This window comes from Pseudarthrobacter sp. N5 (assembly GCF_050157035.1).
Taxonomy (GTDB): Bacteria; Actinomycetota; Actinomycetes; order Actinomycetales; family Micrococcaceae; genus Arthrobacter.
Genome location: NZ_CP189593.1, coordinates 1,986,165 through 2,008,056 on the forward strand (window position 1 = coordinate 1,986,165; position 21,892 = coordinate 2,008,056).

The window sequence follows — 21,892 nt, forward strand, 5'->3', positions numbered from 1 at the left end:
AGTGCTGACAATTCTGAATGCCGTGAAGCGGGTGCTGGTAGGGCGGCCCTTCCGTAACGACCGGCTGGCCCATACCCTGCTGCCCAAGCGGATTGCGCTCCCGATCTTCGCCTCCGATGCCCTCTCCTCGGTAGCCTATGCGCCCGATGAAATCCTGCTGACTCTGGCTCTCGCAGGAGTCAGTGCCGTTGCCTTTTCGCCTTGGGTGGGACTGGCGGTCATGGTGGTGTTGCTCACTGTCGTTGCGTCGTACAGGCAGAACGTTCATGCCTACCCTTCAGGCGGCGGCGATTACGAGATCGCGAATGTGAACCTGGGTAAATATGCCGGCCTTACCGTGGCTTCCGCCCTGCTGGTGGATTATGTCCTCACCGTGGCGGTGTCGATGTCTTCCGCCGCCGCCTACCTGACCACGGCCGTGCCGTCCCTTCATGGTCAGCAGGCCTTGATCGCCACCATCGGAGTGGTGCTGCTGGCACTGGTTAACCTGCGCGGAATCAAGGAAGCGGGAAGTGTATTCGCCGTCCCAACCTACATTTTCATGGCGTCCATCCTGGGCATGACTGCGGTAGGGATCTTCCAGGCCGCCACCGGGCAGCTCGGTGAAGCCCCATCGGCTGCCTTCACCATTGTCCCGGAAGAGGGCTATGACGAGGGACTCGTGGGCCTGGCAGGAGCATTCCTGCTTCTCCGGGCTTTCTCCTCGGGCGCTGCCGCACTGACGGGCGTTGAGGCGATCAGCAACGGGGTCCCCAACTTCCAAAAACCCAAGAGCAAGAATGCCGCCACCACGTTGTTGCTGCTCGGTGTCATAGCCGCAGCGATGCTGGCCGGAATCATCTACCTGGCCAATGCCACCAAGGTGCATATTGTGCTGGACCCGGCGAGGGAGTTCCTGCTGGACGGCAAGCCGCTGCCTCAGGACTACATCCAGAACCCGGCCATCAGCCAGATCGCGCAAACCATCTTCGGGGCCGGTTCCATACCGTTCTACCTCGTGGTGGCGGCCACCGGCGTCATCCTGATTTTCGCCTCGAATACCGCGTTCAACGGCTTTCCGGTGCTTGGCTCAATTCTTGCCCAGGACGGCTACCTCCCCCGGCAGCTTCGCACCAGGGGAGACAGGCTCGCCTTCAGCAACGGTGTCCTGGCGCTGGCCGCCGGTGCGCTGGTGCTGATTATCGCGTTCAATGCCGACGTCACCAAGCTCATCCAGCTCTACATTGTGGGTGTGTTTATCTCCTTCACCATGAGCCAGCTGGGCATGATCCGGCATTGGGGCCGGGAGCTCAAGCTCGCCAAGGACAAGACCCAACGCCTGCGGATGATCAAGTCACGCACCATCAATACGATCGGCTTCGGAATGACGGCATTGGTGCTGGTCATTGTGCTCATCACCAAGTTCGGGCAGGGTGCCTGGATCGCGTTGCTCGCCATGTTTGGGCTGTTCCTCATGATGTGGAGCATCAGGGCCCATTACGACAACGTGGCCAAGGAACTGGCTGTGGATGAGGACTCTTCGCCACGGGCACTGCCGTCCCGCGTCCATGCAGTGTTGCTGGTCTCCCATGTCCGCAAGCCGGTACTGCGCGCCTTGGCCTACGCCCGAGCCTCCAGGCCTTCCCGGCTGGATGCCATCACCGTGGACATCAATGCCGAGGAGACAGCCCACACGGTGGCAGACTGGGAAAAGCTTGAAATACCGGTACCGCTAACGGTCCTTGCGAGCCACTACCGGGAGACCATCACCCCCATCATGGACTATGTCAAAAACATGCGGCGGGACTCGCCGCGGGATCTGATCGTGGTCTATATCCCCGAGTACGTGGTGGGCAAATGGTGGGAGCAGCTGGTGCATAACCAGACTGCGCTCCGAATCAAAACCAGGCTCCACTTCGAGCCCGGCGTTATGGTTGCCAGTGTTCCGTGGCAGCTTAAATCCTCCGAAGAAGCCAAGAACCTGCAGGATATCCAATGAGCCCAGAAACACAGACCACCGCCCATGCCGCCACGGAGCTGTCTGTGGAGATCGGTCCGGTGGCCCACGGCGGCCACTGTGTGGCCCGGCACGAAGGCCGGGTGGTGTTTGTCCGGCACGGCATACCCGGTGAAAAGGCACGAATCAGGTTGACCGATGCGGGGGAGTCTGCCAAATTCTGGCGGGCCGACGTCGTGGAAGTCCTTGAACCATCCCCGGACCGCGTGGACCACTTCTGGCACGCGGCTGATTCGCTTCGTTCGTGGCCCCACGGGCACCCGCCGGTGGGCGGTGCCGAGCTTGGACACATCTCGCTGGGCCGCCAGCGGAGCCTCAAAGGGGAGGTCCTGGCCGAACAGCTCCATCGCCTGGCCGGCGTCGAACTTTCCACTGAGGTGGAGGCCGTGGAAGGCGCCGCAACTGTCACAGATACAAGGGGAAACCACGACGGCGGCGGTGGCCTGAGGTGGCGGACGCGCACCGGCTTTGCGGTCACCGCGGGTGGCCGGCTGGGCATGCATGCTCACCGGTCCGACGAGATCATTCCGGTAAGGGAAATGCCACTCGCAGTGGATGCCATCAATGAGTTGCGGCTCTGGGACATAGATCTCCAGGGCATCGAACGCGTGGAGGTCGCGGCACCTTCCAACGGCTCGCGTCCGTTGCTGCTCCTGGTCCCGGTTCCCGGAACCAGGGCCAAGAGAATCAGCGCAATCCTTGCCCAGCTCCCGGCGGACATCTCCGTGGCGAGCCTGGATCCGCTCACGGCTGAGGTGCTGCAGCTCAGAGGGCGTACCTGGGTACACGAATCCGCTGCCGGCCACGACTACAGGGTGACGGGTGCGGGTTTCTGGCAGATCCACCGCGAGGCTCCGGATACCCTCGTGGGGGCCGTCACCGGTTTCCTGCACAACGGCGGCTTCCTCGAGCCAGGCGGCGTGGTTGCTGACATGTACGCCGGCGCCGGCTTGTTTACTGCTCCGCTGGCGGACGCAGTAGGCGCCACCGGTTCGGTGCTTTCCGTTGAGGGCGCACCGGGAACCAGCCGCGATGCCCGGAAGAACCTTCATGGGGCGCCACAGGTGGAAATCATCCAGGGACGTGTCGAGCGTGTTCTGCGCCAGCGGCCGCGTAACTTCGATTCGCTGGTGCTGGACCCGCCGCGGGCCGGTGCAGGAAAAGCCGTGGTCAAACAGCTGATTGACGCCAGGCCCCGGGCCATAGCCTACGTATCCTGCGATCCGGCGTCGTTCGCCCGGGACCTTGGCTACTTCCAGCAGGGTGGCTGGTCTCTCGCGGGGCTTCGGGCTTTTGACCTGTACCCCCACACCCACCATCTGGAGACGGTAGCGTTGCTCTGCCCCGCGCCGGATGGCACTAGGATGAGCGTAGTCGTCCCACATCGCGCCGGGTAAAGGGCTGTCCCCAAGGTCAGCCTGGTGAAGGCAGCTTGCTTGAACTGCACTAGTTAGGTTTACCTAACTAGTAAGCCGCCAACCGCGCGACAAAGATGAAACTGTTGCGAGAGGAGTCCTGCGATGAGCACAGTGGACAGCTTCGGTTCAAAAGGCAAACTTAATGTAGCCGGAACCGAATACGAAATTTTCCGGTTGAACTCCGTTGAAGGTTCAGAAAACCTTCCGTTCAGCCTCAAGGTATTGCTTGAAAACCTGTTGAGGACCGAGGACGGCGCCAATATCACGGCCGATCACGTCCGCGCTTTGGCAGGGTGGGATCCAAATGCCCAGCCCGACACTGAAATCCAGTTCACACCCGCACGTGTGATCATGCAGGACTTCACCGGCGTTCCCTGCGTGGTTGACCTTGCAACCATGCGCGAGGCAGTAAAGGAGCTCGGCGGTGACCCGAAGAGGGTCAACCCGCTGGCTCCCGCCGAAATGGTGATTGACCACTCCGTACAGATCGATGTCTTCGGAAACTCCGGCGCACTGGAGCGCAACATGGAGATCGAGTACCAGCGAAACGGCGAGCGTTACCAGTTCCTGCGCTGGGGCCAGACCGCCTTCGACGACTTCAAGGTTGTTCCCCCGGGAACCGGCATCGTGCACCAGGTGAACATCGAGTACCTGGCCCGCACCGTGATGACCCGCGAGATTGCCACCGAAACCGGCACAGTCCTGCGTGCCTACCCGGACACCTGCGTCGGCACCGATTCACACACCACCATGGTCAACGGTATGGGCGTTCTCGGATGGGGCGTCGGCGGCATCGAAGCCGAGGCCGCAATGCTCGGCCAGCCGGTATCCATGCTGATCCCGCGTGTTGTGGGCTTCAAGCTGACCGGGTCCATCCCGCCCGGTGCAACGGCCACCGACGTTGTCCTCACCATCACGGAGCAGCTGCGTAAGCACGGAGTCGTGGGCAAGTTTGTGGAGTTCTACGGCGAAGGTGTTGCCGCAGTGCCGCTGGCCAACCGTGCCACGATCGGCAACATGAGCCCGGAATTCGGTTCCACAGCTGCAATGTTCCCGATTGACGACGTCACACTGGAATACCTGCGCCTCACCGGCCGCACGGACGAGAATGTGGCACTCGTGGAGTCCTATGCGAAGGAACAGGGCCTCTGGCACGATCCTTCGCGGACGATCAGGTTCTCCGAGTACCTCGAACTGGACCTCTCCACAGTTGTTCCGTCCATCTCCGGCCCGAAGCGTCCTCAGGACCGCATCGAGCTCACGGACGCCAAGGAACAGTTCCGCAAGGACATCCACAACTACGTCAGCCTCGACGCCGGCAGTGTTGATGAGTCCCTGGACGAATCATTCCCGGCCTCTGATTCACCGTCGTTCACGCACGCAGATTCCCACACCACGGAAATCGAGCGTGTGGTCTCCGCAGCCAACGGCGCCCACGGACGTCCGTCGCAGCCGGTGCACATCAAGATGGAAGACGGCCGTGAGTTCGAACTCGACCACGGCGCTGTGTCCATTGCGTCCATCACGTCCTGCACCAACACATCCAACCCTTCTGTGATGCTGGCTGCGGCGCTTCTGGCCCGCAACGCCGTCAACAAGGGCCTGACTGCCAAGCCGTGGGTCAAAACCTCCGTGGCTCCGGGTTCCAAGGTGGTCACGGACTATTACGAGAAGTCCGGACTGACCCCATATCTGGAGAAGCTGGGCTTCTACATTGTGGGCTACGGCTGCGCCACCTGCATCGGCAACTCCGGACCGCTGGAAGCTGAAATCTCCGAGGCCATCCAGGCTAACGATCTTTCCGTGACCGCCGTTCTCTCCGGAAACCGCAACTTCGAGGGCCGCATCAACCCGGATGTCAAGATGAACTACCTGGCTTCGCCGCCGCTGGTCATCGCCTACGCCCTGGCCGGATCTATGGACTTCGATTTCGACACCGACTCTCTGGGTCAGGATGAGGCCGGGAACGACGTCCTCCTGAAGGACATCTGGCCGAACCCGGTCGAGGTCCAGCAGGTCATCGATTCCTCGATCGACAAGGAAATGTTCGCCCGCGGTTATGAGGGTGTCTTCGACGGCGATGACCGCTGGAAGGCCCTTGATACCCCGGCCGGCGACACCTTCGCATGGGACCCCAACTCAACCTATGTACGGAAGCCCCCGTATTTCGAGGGCATGAAAGCACGGCCGGAACCTGTCTCCGACATCTCCGGTGCCCGCGTGCTGCTGACTCTGGGAGATTCGGTCACCACTGACCACATCTCCCCGGCAGGCTCCTTTAAGTCCGATACCCCGGCAGGCCAGTACCTCCTGGCCAAAGGCGTGGAGCGCAAGGACTTCAACTCCTACGGCTCACGCCGCGGCAACCATGAAGTCATGATCCGTGGCACCTTCGCCAACATCCGCATCAAGAACCAGCTCCTGGCCGGCTTCAACGACGGTGCCGGTGTTGAAGGCGGCTTCACCCGCGACTTCACCCAGACTGACGGCCCACAGGCTTATGTCTACGATGCGGCGCAGAACTACCAGGCAGCCGGCACCCCGCTAGTGGTCCTGGCAGGCAAGGAGTACGGTTCCGGTTCGTCCCGTGACTGGGCTGCCAAGGGCACAGCGCTGCTTGGCGTCAAGGCCGTGGTGGCGGAGAGCTACGAGCGCATCCACCGCTCCAACCTAATCGGCATGGGTGTCCTGCCCCTGCAGTACCCGGCCGGCGAGTCCGCCGCCACCCTGGGCCTGACAGGTACGGAAGTCTACGCCGTCGAGGGTGTCACCGAGCTGAACAACGGCACGACGCCAAAGACGCTGAAGGTCACCGCAACGGCTGAAGACGGCACGGCGAAGTCGTTTGATGCCGTGCTCCGCATCGATACACCGGGCGAAGCAGACTACTACCGCAACGGCGGCATTCTGCAGTACGTCCTGCGTCAGATCTCCGCAAACTAGCGGAACTGCCGGGACTCCTGCCACGGCAGGTGCCTGTTTACCCCGAGAAGGCTCCGGCCGGTCACCGACCGGCCGGAGCCTTCTTGCTGGCCGCCCCGGCGGCCCGCGGCCGTGGCCCAATAGCCGAGGAGTTAGAGTTAAAAGGCACGCCTACCACCCGAAGGAGGGGCCGTTGGGAATCTTGGACACTATCCGGAATCCGCAGGACCTGAGCAAGTTATCCGCCGCGCAGCTGGAACAGCTGGCAGCGGAGATCAGGAGTTTCCTGATCAGCAACGTTTCCCAGACAGGTGGACACTTGGGGCCCAATCTTGGCGTGGTGGAGCTGACCATGTCGGTGCACCGCATCTTTGATTCCCCCAGGGACAGCATCGTTTTTGACACCGGGCACCAGTCCTACGTACACAAGCTGCTTACTGGACGCCAGGATTTCAGCACCCTGCGCCAGCAGGGCGGAATGTCCGGTTACCCGGCACGGACGGAGTCGCAGCACGACATCGTGGAAAGCTCTCACGCCTCATCATCGCTTTCCTGGGCGGACGGAATTTCCCGGGCCCGGCAGCTGACCGGCGACGCCGACCGCTATGTGATTGCCGTGGTGGGCGACGGCGCCCTGACCGGCGGCATGGCATGGGAAGCCATCAACAACATCGCGGCAGACAAACACCGGCGCGTGGTGATTGTTGTTAATGACAACGGCCGGTCCTACGCCCCGACCGTGGGCGGATTCGCGGACTATCTTGCTTCCCTGCGGCCCACCATCGATTCATTCCGGGCCGCGCCCGCCTACGAAGGCACGCTGGACTGGTGGAAGAATAAGCTGCAGAACGGCGGCCCGTTGGGCCAGTTCACCTATAAGAGCCTGCACGCCATGAAGAAGGGCATCAAGGACTGGTGGGCGCCGCAGGGCATGTTTGAGGACCTCGGCATGAAGTACATTGGCCCGGTGGACGGACACAATATCCAGGCCATGGAGCATGCGCTTTCAACCGCGAAAAACTACGCCGGACCGGTCATTGTCCACGCCATGACCGAAAAGGGCCACGGTTACGCCCCGGCCCGGGCCCACGAGGCGGACCAGTTCCACGCCGTCGGCATCATTGACCCGGAGACCGGCGAGCCGGCTGAGGGCACCGGAGCACAGTCGTGGACCTCTGTTTTTGCTGACGAGATCGCCGCTATTGCCGACGAACGGCCCGACATCGTGGGCATTACCGGCGCCATGCTTATTCCGGTGGGCCTGCACAAGTTCGCCGCCCGCCATCCCGAGCGTGTGATTGACGTCGGCATCGCCGAACAGCACGCCCTGACATCCGCGGCCGGCATGGCCTTCGGCGGCCTGCATCCCGTTGTGGCCATCTATGCCACCTTCCTCAACCGGGCTTTCGACCAGCTCCTGATGGATGTGGCTCTGCACAAGGCCGGTGTCACCATCGTTCTGGACCGGGCGGGTGTCACCGGTCCGGATGGCGCAAGCCACCACGGCATGTGGGACATGTCCATGGTGCAGATCGTCCCCGGCCTGCATCTGGCTGCGCCACGCGACGCCACCCGTCTTCGGGAGGAGCTGCGCGAGGCCGTGGCCATCGAGGATGCGCCGAGCGTGGTCCGCTACTCCAAAGGCAATGTCGGTGCCGAAGTTGAGGCCTTGGAACGGCTCAGTGACGGCGTTGACGTGCTGGCGAGGCGTCCCTCGGGTTCCACCGAAAATGACGTCCTGATCGTTAGTGTGGGCGTCATGTCCGAGCTCGCCCTCGACGTCTCCAACAGGCTCGGCGCGCAGGGCATCAGTACCACCGTGGTGGACCCTCGCTGGGTTTTGCCGGTGCGCAGGTCCATCATCGCGCTGGCTTCGCACCACCGGCTGGTCATCTGCATCGAAGACGGCGTCCGCGCAGGCGGCGTCGGATCCAGGATCCGGCAGGAAATGCGGTCCGCCGGAGTGGATACAGCGCTGAACGAAGTGGGGCTGCCCGTGGAGTTCCTTGATCACGGCACGCGCAGCCAGGTCATGGAACGTGTTGGGCTGACTGCCCAGCAGATAACGCACGACGTCGTTGCCCAGGTTCTGGGGACCAAGGTGCCTTTCGCCCGTCCCCTCCCGGGACAGGAACACCCCAGCACCGGCAGTCTGCCGATTCTGTGAGGGAACCGGAAAATCTGACGCCAGGTGATCTGGTGGTGGCCCGGAACCGAAAATGGAACGGAAAAGCGCACTGGGTGGTGCCCGGCCGCTATCTGGGCGAGGACCAGCATGGCTGGTGGTTCTTCCAGGGAACGCATGAGTTCTGCTCCCGGCCCGGAGCTGCGTTTCATACGGAGTCAGACAACGTATGGCTGGTGCCACGAACAGGGGAGTACGTTGCCACGTTCTACGACGACACATATCCGGGGGACTTCAGGATCTACGTCGACCTCGCCACCGGTCACGAGTGGAAGCCCATCCGGCCGGGAGTCACTGAGTTCCACATGATCGACATGGATCTGGATGTGATTCGCTCGGTAAGGCGTGGCGTCTTCGTGGACGACGAGGACGAGTTTGCCGAGCACCGGCTCCAGATGAACTACCCGGCTGACGTAGTGCACAGCATCCAGTCAGCCTCCGATCAGCTGTATCAGGCCGTACAGGCACAAGACGCACCGTTCGACGGCACTGACCGCGAATGGTTCAGGAAAGGACGGGCATGAGCGGAATTATCCGGGTCTATAAACATGATGACGAAGGGGTCCTCCAGTTCAGGGAAGCCTGGTTTGACGAGGACTACAGCCAGTTTGTGATGAACTACGGCGTGGTGGGGCACCAGAGCAAAACAGACGAGACCGATGTTGCCGGCGCAGCGGCTGCGGAAAGCCTGATGGAGGCCTTTGCTGCTCAGTGCGCGGAGGACGGCTACGCTGAGATCCCGGACGAAGAGCAGTTCTGGGTGGTTGCCCAGTACGCCCTCAAAACCAAGGACGGCACTGACCGCGACCGCTATCTGGAAGAGAAGGCAAAGGACGCCCTCATCAGCCACCTGGCGTGGCGTGGGCTGGGCATTGTGGACCGCTCTGAATTCAGCGACGCGAAGCTCAATATCTTCTGCCTCTGCCCGGATGTCAGCAAGGCCGTCAATGCCATCAAGGTCTGCGTCCGCGGGGAGGATCTGGACTTCACCAAGCTCAGCATCGGCGCAGCGCCCTTCAGCGATCCTGGATCCTTCAAGCTGAAGCACTCCGCCAAGCCGGCGAACAGCTTCACCCTCTAGGCGGGCTGAATCCATGACTGAATACCGACGCCTGGGAAACTCTGGACTGACCGTCTCCGTGGTGGGGCTCGGCTGCAATAACCTGGGCCGCCCCCACACGGTGACCGAATCGCAGGAGGGGACTGACGCCGTCGTCCACGCTGCCCTGGACGCCGGGGTGACGCTCTTTGACGTTGCTGACAGCTACGGGCGGGAACCCGGCCTCAGCGAAACCATGCTTGGCGCGGCGCTGGCCGGGAGGCGTGGTGACGCGATTGTGGCCACGAAGTTCGGCATGGATATGCGTGGCGCCAACGGCAACGACTTTGAAGCCAGGGGCTCCCGCCGTTACATAGTCCGTGCCGCGGAGGCCTCGCTACGCCGGCTGGGCACCGACTGGATCGACCTCTACCAGTTTCATACGCCGGATCCGCTGACGCCGATTGACGAAACGTTGGCCGCGTTGGACGACCTCGTCACGAGTGGCAAGGTCCGCTACATCGGCCACTCGAACCGTTCCGGCTGGCAAATCGCCGAAGCCGAGTATGTGGCCCGTGCCCGCGGCGGTGCCCGATTCATTTCGTCGCAGAACCACTACAACCTGCTGGACCGCCGCGCCGAGCTGGAAGTCACTCCGGCAGCAGAAGCGTATGGCCTGGGCGTGCTGCCGTACTTCCCTCTGGCCAACGGACTGCTAACCGGCAAGTACGCCCCGAACAAGGCGCCGGAAGGCTCCCGGCTGAGCCACACCCGAACCAACCTGGTGCATAACGCCGACTGGGGGCAGCTAGCCAGGTTCAGCGCCTTTGCGGCGGAACGTGACCTCAGCGAAATCCAGGTCGCGTTCTCGTGGCTGGCGGCCCAGCCGTCGGTCAGCAGCGTGATCGCCGGCGCCACAAGACCCGGGCAGATCCGTCAGAACGCAGAAGCAGCGGCGTGGGTGCCTACCCCGGAAGAACGTGCCGAACTGGACGAGATTTTTCCGAAAATTCCCAAGGTGGCACTGTTCTAGGTGGCAACCGTATGACCAGACTGCTGCTGGACGTTGACACCGGAATCGACGACGCCTTGGCACTGGCCTACCTTTCCTCGTTGGCGGACGTGGAGCTGGTGGCCGTGACCGCGTCGCCCGGCAACGTGGATGCCATCCAGGTGGCCCGCAACACGCTCTCCATCCTGGAGCTCTGCGGACGGGACGGGGTGGAGGTTGCTGTCGGCGCGGAATCCCCGCTGGCTATTCCGCTGGTGACTACTCCGGAAACCCACGGGCCGCACGGCCTGGGGCATGCCGTACTTCCTGAGCCCCGGGGCACCATCTCCCCGCGGGACGCAGTGGATGTCTGGGTGGAGGCCGTCCGTGCCCAGCCGGGTGAGCTGACGGCCCTCATCACGGCGCCGCTGACCAACTTTGCGATGGCCATCCGGCGTGAACCGCGCATGCCGGAGCTGCTCAAAAACGTGGTGATCATGGGCGGCAGTTTCTACTATCAGGGCAACACCACGCCCACTGCCGAGTGGAACACCCATGTGGATCCCCATGCGGCCAAGGAGGTTTTTCAGGCGTATGTCGGGTTGCCTCGGGACCGTCTGCCGATCGTCTGCTCGCTGGATTCAACAGAGCGGATGGAGATGAACCCGGAGCATGTCAGGCGGCTTGCTGCCGCCGCGGGCTGCGGCAAGGAGGAACTGGTGTTGCCTGGGCAGCCGGAAGGCCTCCGCAGTACGTCGGACAACGAACTGATCCGGCACCTCTCCGATGCGCTGCGTTTCTATTTTGAGTTCCACAGGCTGTACGGCCAGGGTTACATTGCCCACGTCCACGACTACTTCGCGGCCGGGGTTGCCGCGGGCACTCTCAGCTGCACCACCCGGCTGGCAACCGTGGACGTTGAAACGGATTCACCGCTGCTGAAGGGCACCACCGTGGCTGACTACAGAAATCTCTGGGGCAAACCGCCGAATGCACGAATCGTTTCCAGCAACCATCCCGCAGCGGCCTTTGACGAACTGGTTTCCTCGCTGGGGGCGCTTGCGGCCCGGCGGGGACAGGGCCATGATTAGAATCGGTCAACCGTACTCCGGCTAAGCTGGTGTGCGGTTCCGGGTGCAACAATGCCTCCCGGACGCCTGCCGAGGTGACATAGGCGACGCGAATCCGCACAACCCGGGCCCGCGGCCTGAACAGTACAAAGGAACAGCCATGTCACCCACGTCCCTGACGCTCCCTGATGCCGGTCCGGCCGCATCCCGGAAACGCCGAACCCTGGAGATCCTGGGAGCCGCGGCTATCGCGGCAACATACGTTTACCTGGTTCTGAACCAGCCGGTGGACATTGCCGCAGGGCCGGGAAGCGCCTCTGCGCTGCTTGCGTTGTCAGGGTTCCTGGCAGGGGCCATCCTGTTGATTGTTGGAATACTGCCCACCCTTCCGACTTCCACCGTAGTGCTGATTCCGGTGGCTCTGGTGCTCAACATCGTGATGGGGCAGTTCGTTGGCAGCACTCTGGTGCCGTTTTACCTCGATGCCATTGGCACTGTTCTGATAGCCGTTCTTGCAGGACCGGCGGCGGGAGCCGCTACCGGTGCCCTGAGCAGCATCGTCTGGTCCTTCTTTAATCCCACGGTCCTGCCGTTTGCTGCAGGAGCGGCCCTGATCGGATTCCTCGCGGGCGTTGCCGCACGCCACGGATTCTTCCGCCGCTTCTACCTCGCCCCTGTGGCCGGATTTATTACCGGAATACTGGCTGGCGTTGTCTCTGCGCCGGTGGCGGCGTTCGTCTTCGGCGGGACCTCCGGCGTCGCAACGGGAGCGATCGTCAGCGCCTTCAGGTCCATGGGCGACTCCTTGCTTGCCGCCATCACCAAACAGGCCTTGATTTCGGACCCCATGGACAAGGCCATCGTATTCACGGTGGTGGCGTTGCTGGTTTATGCGCTGCCGCGCCGTGCCACGCTTCTGTTCCCGTTCGTCCGGCGTTTCCGGGTGCTGGCAGGGATGAAGGATTCGTAGGCTGCCACGGCTGAACCCCCTTACCCGGCTTGCCGCCGTCGCCGTCGCCATAGTGGTGCCGACGGCAGTGGGGCACTGGGCGCTGTCTCTGGCGGTGCTGTTGACCGTTGCTGCCGCAACCGTCGCGGAAGGAATGGCACAGCGGGTGTGGCCGGAGTGCGGACTGGTGCTGCTGCCGCTTGCGGCGTCGTTGTTCCTGACGCATGGCCTGTTCTTTGTGGAGGGCAGAACGGTGCTGTGGTCCCTGGGACCGGCCAGACTGACGGTTGAGGGCCTCAGCTTCGCCGGAGCCATGGTGCTGCGCGCCGCTGTATTTGTTGCAGTGTTGCTTGCCTTTTCATGTGGCACGCGTCCGGCCGACATCATGGCGGTTTTTGCCCGGTACAGGTTGCCGGCCGAGCTCGGCTTTGTGCTGTGTTCAACGCTCACCATCGCCCCTGACATCCGACGCCGTGCACAGGCCATCCGGGAGGCCCAGCAGCTCCGGGGTCTCCGTGGCGGCCGTTCGCTTCCGGCCAGACTCCGTTCGGTCCGCGTACTGGCAGTGCCGCTGCTGTTGTCGCTGATGCACGACGCCGAACAGCGGGCCACCGCCCTCGAGGCCCGCGGATTCGGCGCCGGGAACCTGCGCACCAGCCTTCGCGAGGTGCCGGACTCGAAGCTGCAGTCCGCCTTCCGGTGGATGGTGCTCGCCGGTCTAGCGGTGTTCCTGGTCATCTGGTTCGGCCCGGCGGGAGGCGGGAATGCGCCTTCAGCTTGACTCATTCAGTTATCCGGACGCGGCAACGCCGGCCCTCGGGAAGATGGACCTGGAGATCAGGCCGGGCGAGTGCGTTCTGGTGGCCGGGGCCTCCGGCAGCGGAAAATCCACGCTTGGACTCGTTCTGGCGGGTGTGCTTCCCGGCCAGCACCGGGGCACCATGACGGGCAGCCTGGAACTCGGCGGGACGGTGCTCACCTACGCCGGTTCACAGCCGAAGCGCATCAACCACCAGTACTGGAGCAGCCAGGTGGGTTACGCGGGCCAGGACCCGGCGGCACAGTTGTCCACCGTGGCCCCCACCGTGGCCGAGGAGATTGCCTTCCCGCTGGAAAATGCCGGCATGCCGCGCGTCCGGATGCAGGACAGGGTCCGGCAGATTGCGGAAATCCTGGGTATTTCCGACTTGTTGGAGCGTGATCCCGCACTATTGTCCGGTGGTCAGCAACGGCTTGTGGTGATTGCGGCGTCCCTCGCGAACCAGCCCGGTCTGCTGGTCCTGGACGAGCCACTGGCCGGTCTGGATTTCGGTGCGCGGACAACCGTGATGGCAGCGCTGGGCGCACTCCGTGCCAGCGGGGCGGGGATCCTGATCCTGTCCCAGGAGCTGGGCGGGGCCGGCCAATTAGCGGAGCGAGTGCTGCTGCTGAACCGCGGGCGGCCGGTCTTCAGGGGCACTCCTGGCGACGCCGCGAGGGCCGTGAAGGAACAGGGGCTGCCGGTTTTCACGGGACAGTCCGCCCGCTCCTTGGCCCCACGCGCCGTGCCGCGCAGCTCCTCGGAGGCCGGACCGGTGCTCTCCGTCAGTGCGGTAACCTTCAGCTATGGCTGGCGGAAGCCCCGTCCGTGGCGTCGGTCTCCTGCATTGCCCGCTGCGGTGGACGGCATCAGCTTAGGTGTGGAGCCCGGTGAACGGATCGCGATTGCCGGTGCCAACGGCTCCGGTAAATCCACCCTCCTGAGGCTGCTGGCCGGACTGTCATATCCGCAGACAGGAACGGTACGCGTTGGCGGGGCCGTGCCCGGCGCGGCGGGGACTTCAGCCATCATGGGCACCCTGCTTCAGCAGCCGCGGGAACAGCTGTTCGAACGCACCGTCCTGCGGGAAGTTGCTGCCGGGCTACCGGAATCCGGCCTCACTTCCGAGGCGGCGCAGCAGCGGGCTACTTCTGCCCTGCAGCGCGTGGGCCTGGCGGATTTCGCGGCGCTGCACCCCTACGAACTGTCCTCCGCCGGACAGCGGCTGACGGCCCTCGCCGCCGTGCTCGCACAGCGTCCGCGGGTACTGGCCCTCGACGAACCCACCGTCTCACTGGACCGTGACGGGAGGGACGTTCTGGCGGCGGCAATCGGGACGGAGACCGAACGTGGCGCGGCGGTGCTGCTGGTGACCCACGATCTGGATTTTGCATACCGGACGTGCACCCGGCTTCTTGTCCTGAGTGAAGGCCGGCTGGTGGCCGACGGTCCGTTCCACGATGTACTGTCCGGGCACTTCACCGGCGGCGAAGGCTACGGCGTGCAGGCCCCCGCCGGCTGGACGCCTTAAGCACGACGGCGGCGGGTGAGGTTCCTGGGGAAAATCACCCGCCGCCGTCGTGCCTGGCGTGAGAGTGGTGCTGGCGTGAGAGTGGTGCTACGCGTACATCAGCCGCTATGGCCGGGAAGCTACACCCGGTGCCAGGAAGCGCTTGCCGTTGACGCGTTCGGACGCACCCACGCGGTCAAGGTACGGGGTGATGCCGCCCAGGAACATCGGCCAGCCGGCACCCATGATGACGCAGAGGTCAATGTCCTCCGGTCCGGCCACAACACCCTCTTCGAGCATGAGGCCGATCTCCTCGGCGAGTGCGTCCTGCGTCCGGCGCAGCACCTCCTCCCCGGTGGATGGGGAAGTGCCGAAGGACATCAGGGACAGCGTGGACGCCGGAATCTCCTGCGAGCCGTCGGCAGCTGGAGCCCACAGCGACTTCACGCCGTTGTCGATCAGTTTCTGCAGGTTCTGCGAGACAGCGAAGCGATCACCGAAAGCCGCATGCAGCGATTCCTGGACGTGCTGGGCAACCGGAAGTCCCACCATGGCGCCCAGGGTGAACGGGGTCATGGGCAGCCCCATGGGACGTAGTGCGTTGTCTGCGACGTCGGCGGGGGTGCCTTCGTCGAAGGCCGCCGTCACCTCTCCCATCAGGCGCAGCAGGATCCGGTTGACCACAAAGGCGGCCGCATCCTTGACCAGGACGGCCGTCTTCTTCAGGCCCTTGGCGAGCTCGAACGCGGTGGCCAGCACGGCGTCGTCGGTCTTCGGTGCCCGAACGATCTCCAGCAGCGGCATCACGGCCACCGGGTTGAAGAAGTGGAAGCCCACCAGGCGTTCCGGATGCAACAGGTCCTCGGCCATGGCCGTGACGGACAGTGAGGAGGTGTTGGTGGCGAGGATGCACTCGGCGGAGACTATTGCCTCCACCTCGGCGAAGACCTGCTTCTTGACGTTGAGTTCCTCGAAGACGGCTTCAATCACAAAATCGGCGTCTGCGAAGGCTTCCTTCGAGACCGATCCCGTGACGAGCGCCTTGGTGCGGTTGGCGGCGTCCGGGCTGATCCGCTTCTTGTCCATCAGCTTGTCAACCTCGGCGTGGACATAGCCCACGCCCTTGTCCACGCGGGACTGGTCGATGTCCGTCATCACCACGGGAACCTTGAGCTGGCGTGCGAAAAGCAGGGCGAGCTGGCTTGCCATCAGACCGGCACCAACCACGCCGATCTTCGTGACCGGACGGGCCAGCTTGCGGTCGGGTGCGCCAGCAGGACGCTTGGAACGTTTCTGCACCAGGTCAAGGAACGCATACACGGTGGAACGGAACTCGTCCGTCTGCATAAGATCCGCGAGTGTTTCGCATTCCAGAGCTGCCGATTCGGGCTGGGACATGGTCCGGTTGGCCTCGAGGATGTCCAGGACCTTGCCCGGCGCCGGAGACGCGTTGGACGTCTTGGACTCGACCAGCGCCCGGCCGGCTGCCACCGCGGCGGTCCAGCGCCCGGCAGCGGCAGCATCGGAAGGGTCGACGGCGTTGGGCCGTTCCGCGGTCTTGTCCCCGGAGATGATGCCGGCGGCCCAGGCGATGGACTGTTCCACGAAGTCGGCGGGTTCGAACAGTGCGTCAGCGATGCCGAGCTTGAAGGCCTGTGGGCCAGTCAGCGTACGGTTGTTGCTGAGCGGGTTCTCGATCATCACCTTGACGGCGTTCTCTGGGCCGATGAGGCGCGGCAGGAGGTAGACGCCGCCCCAGCCCGGAACCAGGCCAATGAAAGCTTCGGGGAGTGCGAGGGCTCCGGCGCCGGTGGACACCGTGCGGTAGGTGGACTGCAGGGCGATTTCAAGTCCGCCGCCCAAGGCCACGCCGTTGATAAAGGCGAAGCTTGGAACACCGAGGTTGGCAAGCGTGGAATAGACGTCGTGGCCCAGCTGCGCCATCCAGAGCCCGTGCTCGCGGTTGTCGAGGGATTTCACTGCGGACAAGTCCGCCCCGGCTACGAGGTAGTAGGGCTTGCCGGTGACGCCAACTCCAACGATTTCACCACGGGCGGCGCGTTCCTTGAGGCCTTCCAGAACTGTGCCGAGCTCCACCAGGGTGTTGGGGCCGAGCGTGGTGGGCTTGGAGTGGTCCAGCCCGTTGTCCAGCGTGACCAGTGCGAAGGTGCCGGCGCTGGACTTGCCGTCAGCTGACGGAAGCACGATGTCCTGGACATAGGAGTGCGTGAGCGTTTCGTTCGGGAAGAGGTCGGCAAGTTTGTGGAAATCTGCGGCGCTCATGCGGCGGCTCCTTCAGCCTCGGTGGTGTTGGCGGTCTCGGATCCGGCGGCGGTGCCGGTCGCTGCGCCGCTGTAATCTGCGTGGTGCGGGTTTTCCCAGATGACGGTGGCACCCATGCCGAGGCCGATGCACATAGTGGTGATGCCATACCGTACAGTCGGGTCTTCCTGGAATTGCCGGGCCAGCTGGTTCATCAGCCGGACGCCGGAGGAGGCGAGCGGATGCCCGACGGCGATAGCGCCGCCATAGCGGTTGACGCGGGGATCGTCGTCGGAAATTCCAAAGTGGTCCAGGAAACTGAGTACCTGTACCGCGAAGGCTTCGTTGATTTCAAACAGGCCGATGTCCTCGATGCCGAGTCCGGCGTTCTTCAGCGCCTTTTCGGTGGCCGGTACGGGGCCGATGCCCATCACCTCGGGCTCCACGCCTGCGTAGGCGTAACTGACCAGGCGCATCTTGACCGGGAGGCCGAGCTCAGCGGCAGCCTCCGATGATGCCAGTACCGCCGCGGTGGCGCCGTCGTTCAGGCCGGCTGCGTTGCCGGCTGTGACGCGTCCGTGGGCGCGGAACGGCGTGCGCAGGGCGGCGAGATCCTCGAGTGTTGTCCCCGGGCGCGGCGGTTCGTCAACACTGTTGACGGTCCAGCCCTGGCCGGGCTTGATGGTGGCCACGGGTACCAGGTCCGGTTGTATCTGGCCGTTGCTGTATGCAGCCGCTAGCTTGTTCTGCGATGCCACTGCATAGGCATCGGTGCGGTTCTTGGTGATGGCCGGGAAGCGGTCGTGCAGATTCTCGGCGGTGTTTCCCATGTTCAGAGCCGCGGGATCCACCAGCCGTTCCGACATAAAGCGTGGGTTGGGGTCGGCGCCGGAACCCATCGGGTGGTTGCCCATGTGCTCCACGCCACCGGCGATCACCACGTCGTAGGCGCCGAAACCGATGCCGCTTGCCGTGGTGGTCACAGCGGTCATGGCCCCGGCGCACATCCGGTCGATGGCAAAACCAGGGACGGTGCGGGGGAGACCTGCAAGGAGTGCGGCGGTCCGGCCAAGGGTGAGCCCCTGGTCGCCCGTTTGGGTGGTCGCTGCCACGGCGACTTCGTCGATGCGCTCGGGCGGCAGCGACGGGTTGCGGCGCATGAGCTCCCGTATGCATTTGACCATCAGATCGTCCGCGCGGGTTCCGGCATAGATGCCTTTTTCTCCCGCCCGGCCGAACGGTGTGCGGACGCCGTCCACAAATACGACGTCGCGGACAGTGCGTGGATTCCCGCTGCTCCGGTGTTGGCTCACGTGTTACTCCTCATCGAGACGGTGGTGCCGGTCAGAGGCCAGATGGCGAACTGATCCGGGCGGCATTCACCACTATGTTACTCACGAGTAACATAGTGCGCAAGCATCATCAGCACGGCTGGATTTACCGGCAGGACCATTCGGCCGTGGAGCGGAGACGAACCGGGCAGGAGTCGACCCTGCCTCGGTCAGTTACCGGCAGGTTCTTTGGGCTCCTTGGGTTGCTTCGGTTCCTTGGCCGGCAGGGGCTGCGGATTGAGGAAGGCTTCGGTGATGACCGGCGCCGTCAGCGCGATCTGCCACTCCCGTGCGCCCAGGGTACGGAGTTCCGCAGCCACTGAGGCTTCACTGATATCCTCCGGCGGGCGCCACGAGACACGCCTCAGGAAATCCGGCGTGAGCAGGTTCTCCAGCGGGATATTGAGCTGGTCGGCTTTTCCCTGCAGCAGGGGCCGAGCCGTCGTCAGCCTTTCAGCTGCCTCCGGATCCCGGTCGGTCCAGACACGCGGTGGCGGCGGGGCATTCGTGGGAAGGTGCAGCGGAGGCAAGTCCTCGAGGTCCCTGGCTGCGGCAATGCAGCGGAGCCACCGCGGTGCCTCGCGCTGGGCAGCACGGCCGTGGAAGCCCTTGGTGCCCAGGAGCTGGGGAACAGTGGCTGGCATGGCTTTGGCCGCGGCCACGAGAGCTGAGTCCGGGATCAGCCGGCCGGGGGCGACGTCGCGCTTCTGGGCCAGCGAGTCCCGTTCCAGCCACATTTCACGCACCGCAGCAAGCTGACGGCGGTCCCGGATCTGGTGGAGTCCGGACGTTTTCCGCCACGGGTCCACCCTGGGCGGTGCTTGTCCGGCACCGAGGATGGCGGCAAACTCCTCTTCAGCGAATCCCAGTTTGCCGTCGGCGTCGAGCATCTCGATGAGTTCTTCACGCAGCTCTGTCAGGACTTCCACGTCCAGTGCCGCATAGCGCAGCCACGGTTCAGGCAGCGGCCGGGTGGACCAGTCGGCGGCGGAGTGCTCCTTGGCCAGGCCGAAGCCCAGGAGCTGCTCAATCACAGCGGCAAGGCCAACCCGGGGGAGGCCCGCGATCCTTGCAGCGAGCTCGGTGTCGAAGAGTCTGTCCGGCCACATGCCAAGTTCTGAGAGGCACGGCAGATCCTGGCTGGCCGCGTGCAGGATCCATTCGACACCACTGAGGGCGTCGTTGATGATCTTGAGGTCATCAAAAGGCTCAGGGTCGATCAGCCAGGTGCCGGATCCTTCGCGGCGGATCTGAACCAGGAAGGCGCGCTGGCCGTAGCGGAAGCCGGAAGCGCGCTCTGCGTCCACTCCTGCGGGGCCTGTTCCGGCGGCAATCGCGGCGGCGCAGCGTTCCAGCCCCGCCGGGGTTTCGATGACCAGGGGAACGCCGTCACGTGGGGCGTTGAGGTCAATGACTTCGGGGATGCGGCTGTCAAAGCCTTCCACTGAGATGTGGGGAGCGGTTTCAGCAGCCGGAGCACCGGCCGTGATGTTTTCCGGGTTTTGAGGGGTCATGATGCCTTCAGTTTACCGACAACCCGCGGCAGGGCGGTTTCGTCATGGGAGTGGGCCGCTAGCTGCGGCGCCGGCGGGGCAACGCTGAGACGCCGTCCGGAAGCGGTGGGAGGCCCGCGAAGGTGCACACCATGTCCGACCAGGCCTCCAGATGGGAGCTGACATCCGAACTCGTAGGTGTCCAGGACGCGCGGAGTTCGATGTCGATGGAACCAGGCCTGCCGGACAATGTGCCAAAGCTCTCCGACAGCACCCTCGTGGCTGTGCCCCCAGCTGCACGATATGGGGCCTTATGGTTTTCCAGTGCCTCCACAAGCCACGCCCACGCCACCGTTCCCAGCATTTCGTCGTTGCCCATCTCGGCCTCCAGCTGGGCCCGGATGTACGTCACTATCCTGAATTCGCCGTCCCAGACGGCCGAGCCGTCCGGGTCATAGAGAAGGATGAACCGGCCGGTGGCGAGCTCATCATCCTCGGCGTTGTCCCCGACGGCCGCTGCGGCCAGTGCCATTGCGGCCGGACCGTGGACAGGGGCGGTCCCGCTTCCCTGGCCGGACACGACGACCTCGGCGCCCAGCGCCACTGCGAAGGGTGCCAGTCGCGAGGGCGCAGGAATTTCATCCAGGCGCAGCTCCCTGCGGCAGCGTGCTTTCCGAAGTGTCTCCAGGGCGTGGAGAAACTCTGAGGGAACCTGGGCGAGTGCGTTCACCCTCGCAGGGTATGCATGAGTGGGCGGTAAGGCTCGTAGGCTCGCCGTCGGGCGTTGTACCCTAAGCGGCAAACGGCCCGGGCTTTCTGACGGAGAGCTCCCGCTTGATCGCGGCGACGAAGGAATCGACGTCGTCCTCGGTGGTGTCAAAGGAACACATCCAGCGAACCTCGCGGGCAGCTTCATTCCAGTCGTAGAAACGGAATGACCCGCGCAGACGGTCCGCAACACCTTCGGGCAGGATCGCGAAAACACCGTTGGATTCTGTTTTCTGCGTGGGCTGCACGCCGTCGATCTCGTCCACAGCGGACCGCAGCCTGGCAGCCATCGCATTGGCGTGCTGTGCCGAGCGCAGCCATAGATCACCTTCCAGCAGTGCGATGAACTGTGCCGACATAAAGCGCATTTTGGAGGCCAGCTGCATATTCATCTTGCGAAGGTAAATCAGGCCGTGGGCAACCGCAGGATTCAGCGCGATGACCACCTCGCCGAAAAGCAGCCCGTTCTTGGTGCCACCGAAGGAAAGGATGTCCACTCCGGCGTCGCGCGTAAACTCGCTCAACGGTACGTTGAGGTGGGCTGCAGCATTTGCCAGCCGGGCGCCATCCATATGCAGTTTCATGCCCTTGGCATGGACGTGATCGGCAATCGCCCGGACTTCCGCAGGGGTATAGCAGGTGCCGAGTTCCGTTGTCTGCGTGATGGAAACCGCCAGCGGCTGTGCGCGGTGTTCATCTCCCCAACCCCAGGCTTCGCGGTCGATCAGTTCGGGTGTCAGCTTGCCGTCCGGCGTAGGAACCTGAAGCAGTTTGATGCCGCCGATGCGTTCAGGGGCGCCGTTTTCGTCCATATTGATGTGCGCAGTGGACGCGCAGACAACAGCGCCCCAGCGAGGGAGCAAGGACTGCAGTGAGAGGACGTTGGCGCCGGTTCCGTTGAAGACAGGGAAGCATTCGATCCCGCCGCCGAAATGCCGTTCCAACAGTTCCTGGAGGTGCGCCGTGTAGTCATCCTCACCGTAAGACACCTGATGCCCCTCGTTGGCCGCTGCCAGGGCCTGCAAGACTTCCGGGTGGACGCCGGAATAGTTATCCGAGGCGAAACCGCGGACGGAAGGGTCATGCAATCGGGCTGCCGCCGGTGCAGCGGCAGTATCAACAGTGGTTGTCATCTCTTTGGTCACGCTTTCAGTCTAAG

Annotated in this window: 16 protein-coding genes; 11 read left to right on the forward strand and 5 right to left on the reverse strand. The window is 63.8% G+C overall.

The features are described 5' to 3' along the window. The first annotated feature begins 1 nt into the window (after nt 1). The 11 genes from ACQCST_RS09570 (at nt 2) to ACQCST_RS09620 (ending at nt 14,900) form a co-directional block, all read left to right on the forward strand. A complete protein-coding gene (locus ACQCST_RS09570) occupies nt 2-1,978 on the forward strand; it encodes an APC family permease (protein ID WP_426999023.1) in 1,977 nt (658 codons plus the stop codon). Further along, complete coding sequence (locus tag ACQCST_RS09575; RefSeq protein ID WP_426999024.1) at nt 1,975-3,393, forward strand: class I SAM-dependent RNA methyltransferase; 1,419 nt, start codon at nt 1,975-1,977, stop codon at nt 3,391-3,393. The genes ACQCST_RS09570 and ACQCST_RS09575 overlap by 4 nt, the downstream gene beginning before the upstream one ends. Before the next feature lie 123 nt (nt 3,394-3,516). Then, nucleotides 3,517-6,357, forward strand: coding sequence for an aconitate hydratase AcnA (gene acnA / locus ACQCST_RS09580; protein WP_426999025.1), 2,841 nt, complete (start codon nt 3,517-3,519; stop codon nt 6,355-6,357). A gap of 172 nt (nt 6,358-6,529) precedes the next feature. Next, on the forward strand, nt 6,530-8,503 hold the full coding sequence (gene dxs, locus ACQCST_RS09585) for a 1-deoxy-D-xylulose-5-phosphate synthase (protein ID WP_426999026.1): 1,974 nt from the start codon (nt 6,530-6,532) through the stop codon (nt 8,501-8,503). Beyond that, nucleotides 8,500-9,045, forward strand: a complete 546-nt coding sequence (locus tag ACQCST_RS09590) for a DUF402 domain-containing protein (RefSeq protein WP_426999027.1) — start codon at nt 8,500-8,502, stop codon at nt 9,043-9,045. The genes dxs and ACQCST_RS09590 overlap by 4 nt, the downstream gene beginning before the upstream one ends. Next, entirely contained in the window at nt 9,042-9,602 is a 561-nt protein-coding gene (locus tag ACQCST_RS09595; RefSeq protein WP_426999028.1) for a hypothetical protein, read from the forward strand. Before ACQCST_RS09590 ends, ACQCST_RS09595 begins: the two co-directional genes overlap by 4 nt. 13 nt (nt 9,603-9,615) lie before the next feature. Then, nucleotides 9,616-10,593: an aldo/keto reductase gene (locus tag ACQCST_RS09600; RefSeq protein WP_426999029.1), complete on the forward strand. Its 978-nt coding sequence runs from the start codon at nt 9,616-9,618 to the stop codon at nt 10,591-10,593. A gap of 11 nt (nt 10,594-10,604) precedes the next feature. Further along, on the forward strand, nt 10,605-11,642 hold the full coding sequence (locus ACQCST_RS09605; protein WP_426999030.1) for a nucleoside hydrolase: 1,038 nt from the start codon (nt 10,605-10,607) through the stop codon (nt 11,640-11,642). A 139-nt stretch (nt 11,643-11,781) separates the two neighbouring features. Beyond that, complete coding sequence (locus tag ACQCST_RS09610) at nt 11,782-12,591, forward strand: ECF transporter S component (protein WP_426999031.1); 810 nt, start codon at nt 11,782-11,784, stop codon at nt 12,589-12,591. Between the two features lie 10 nt (nt 12,592-12,601). Further along, nucleotides 12,602-13,351 carry an energy-coupling factor transporter transmembrane component T family protein gene (locus ACQCST_RS09615; RefSeq protein ID WP_426999134.1) on the forward strand — a complete coding sequence of 250 codons (750 nt, stop codon included), beginning with the start codon at nt 12,602-12,604 and terminating at the stop codon, nt 13,349-13,351. Beyond that, nucleotides 13,335-14,900 (forward strand): ABC transporter ATP-binding protein, encoded by a 1,566-nt coding sequence (locus tag ACQCST_RS09620; RefSeq protein WP_426999032.1) that lies wholly within the window; start codon nt 13,335-13,337, stop codon nt 14,898-14,900. Before ACQCST_RS09615 ends, ACQCST_RS09620 begins: the two co-directional genes overlap by 17 nt. A gap of 105 nt (nt 14,901-15,005) precedes the next feature. On the opposite strand, the gene ACQCST_RS09625 is transcribed toward ACQCST_RS09620, so the two are convergent. The 5 genes from ACQCST_RS09625 to ACQCST_RS09645 form a co-directional block, all read right to left on the reverse strand. Next, on the reverse strand, nt 15,006-17,162 hold the full coding sequence (locus ACQCST_RS09625; protein WP_426999033.1) for a 3-hydroxyacyl-CoA dehydrogenase NAD-binding domain-containing protein: 2,157 nt from the start codon (nt 17,160-17,162) through the stop codon (nt 15,006-15,008). Beyond that, nucleotides 17,159-18,454 (reverse strand): thiolase family protein, encoded by a 1,296-nt coding sequence (locus tag ACQCST_RS09630; protein ID WP_426999034.1) that lies wholly within the window; start codon nt 18,452-18,454, stop codon nt 17,159-17,161. Before ACQCST_RS09630 ends, ACQCST_RS09625 begins: the two co-directional genes overlap by 4 nt. 188 nt (nt 18,455-18,642) lie before the next feature. Then, nucleotides 18,643-19,986 carry an HRDC domain-containing protein gene (locus ACQCST_RS09635; RefSeq protein WP_426995602.1) on the reverse strand — a complete coding sequence of 448 codons (1,344 nt, stop codon included), beginning with the start codon at nt 19,984-19,986 and terminating at the stop codon, nt 18,643-18,645. A 58-nt stretch (nt 19,987-20,044) separates the two neighbouring features. Further along, complete coding sequence (locus ACQCST_RS09640; protein ID WP_426995603.1) at nt 20,045-20,695, reverse strand: DUF3000 domain-containing protein; 651 nt, start codon at nt 20,693-20,695, stop codon at nt 20,045-20,047. A gap of 61 nt (nt 20,696-20,756) precedes the next feature. After that, nucleotides 20,757-21,866: a threonine aldolase family protein gene (locus ACQCST_RS09645; RefSeq protein ID WP_426999135.1), complete on the reverse strand. Its 1,110-nt coding sequence runs from the start codon at nt 21,864-21,866 to the stop codon at nt 20,757-20,759. Nucleotides 21,867-21,892: the final 26 nt, after the last annotated feature.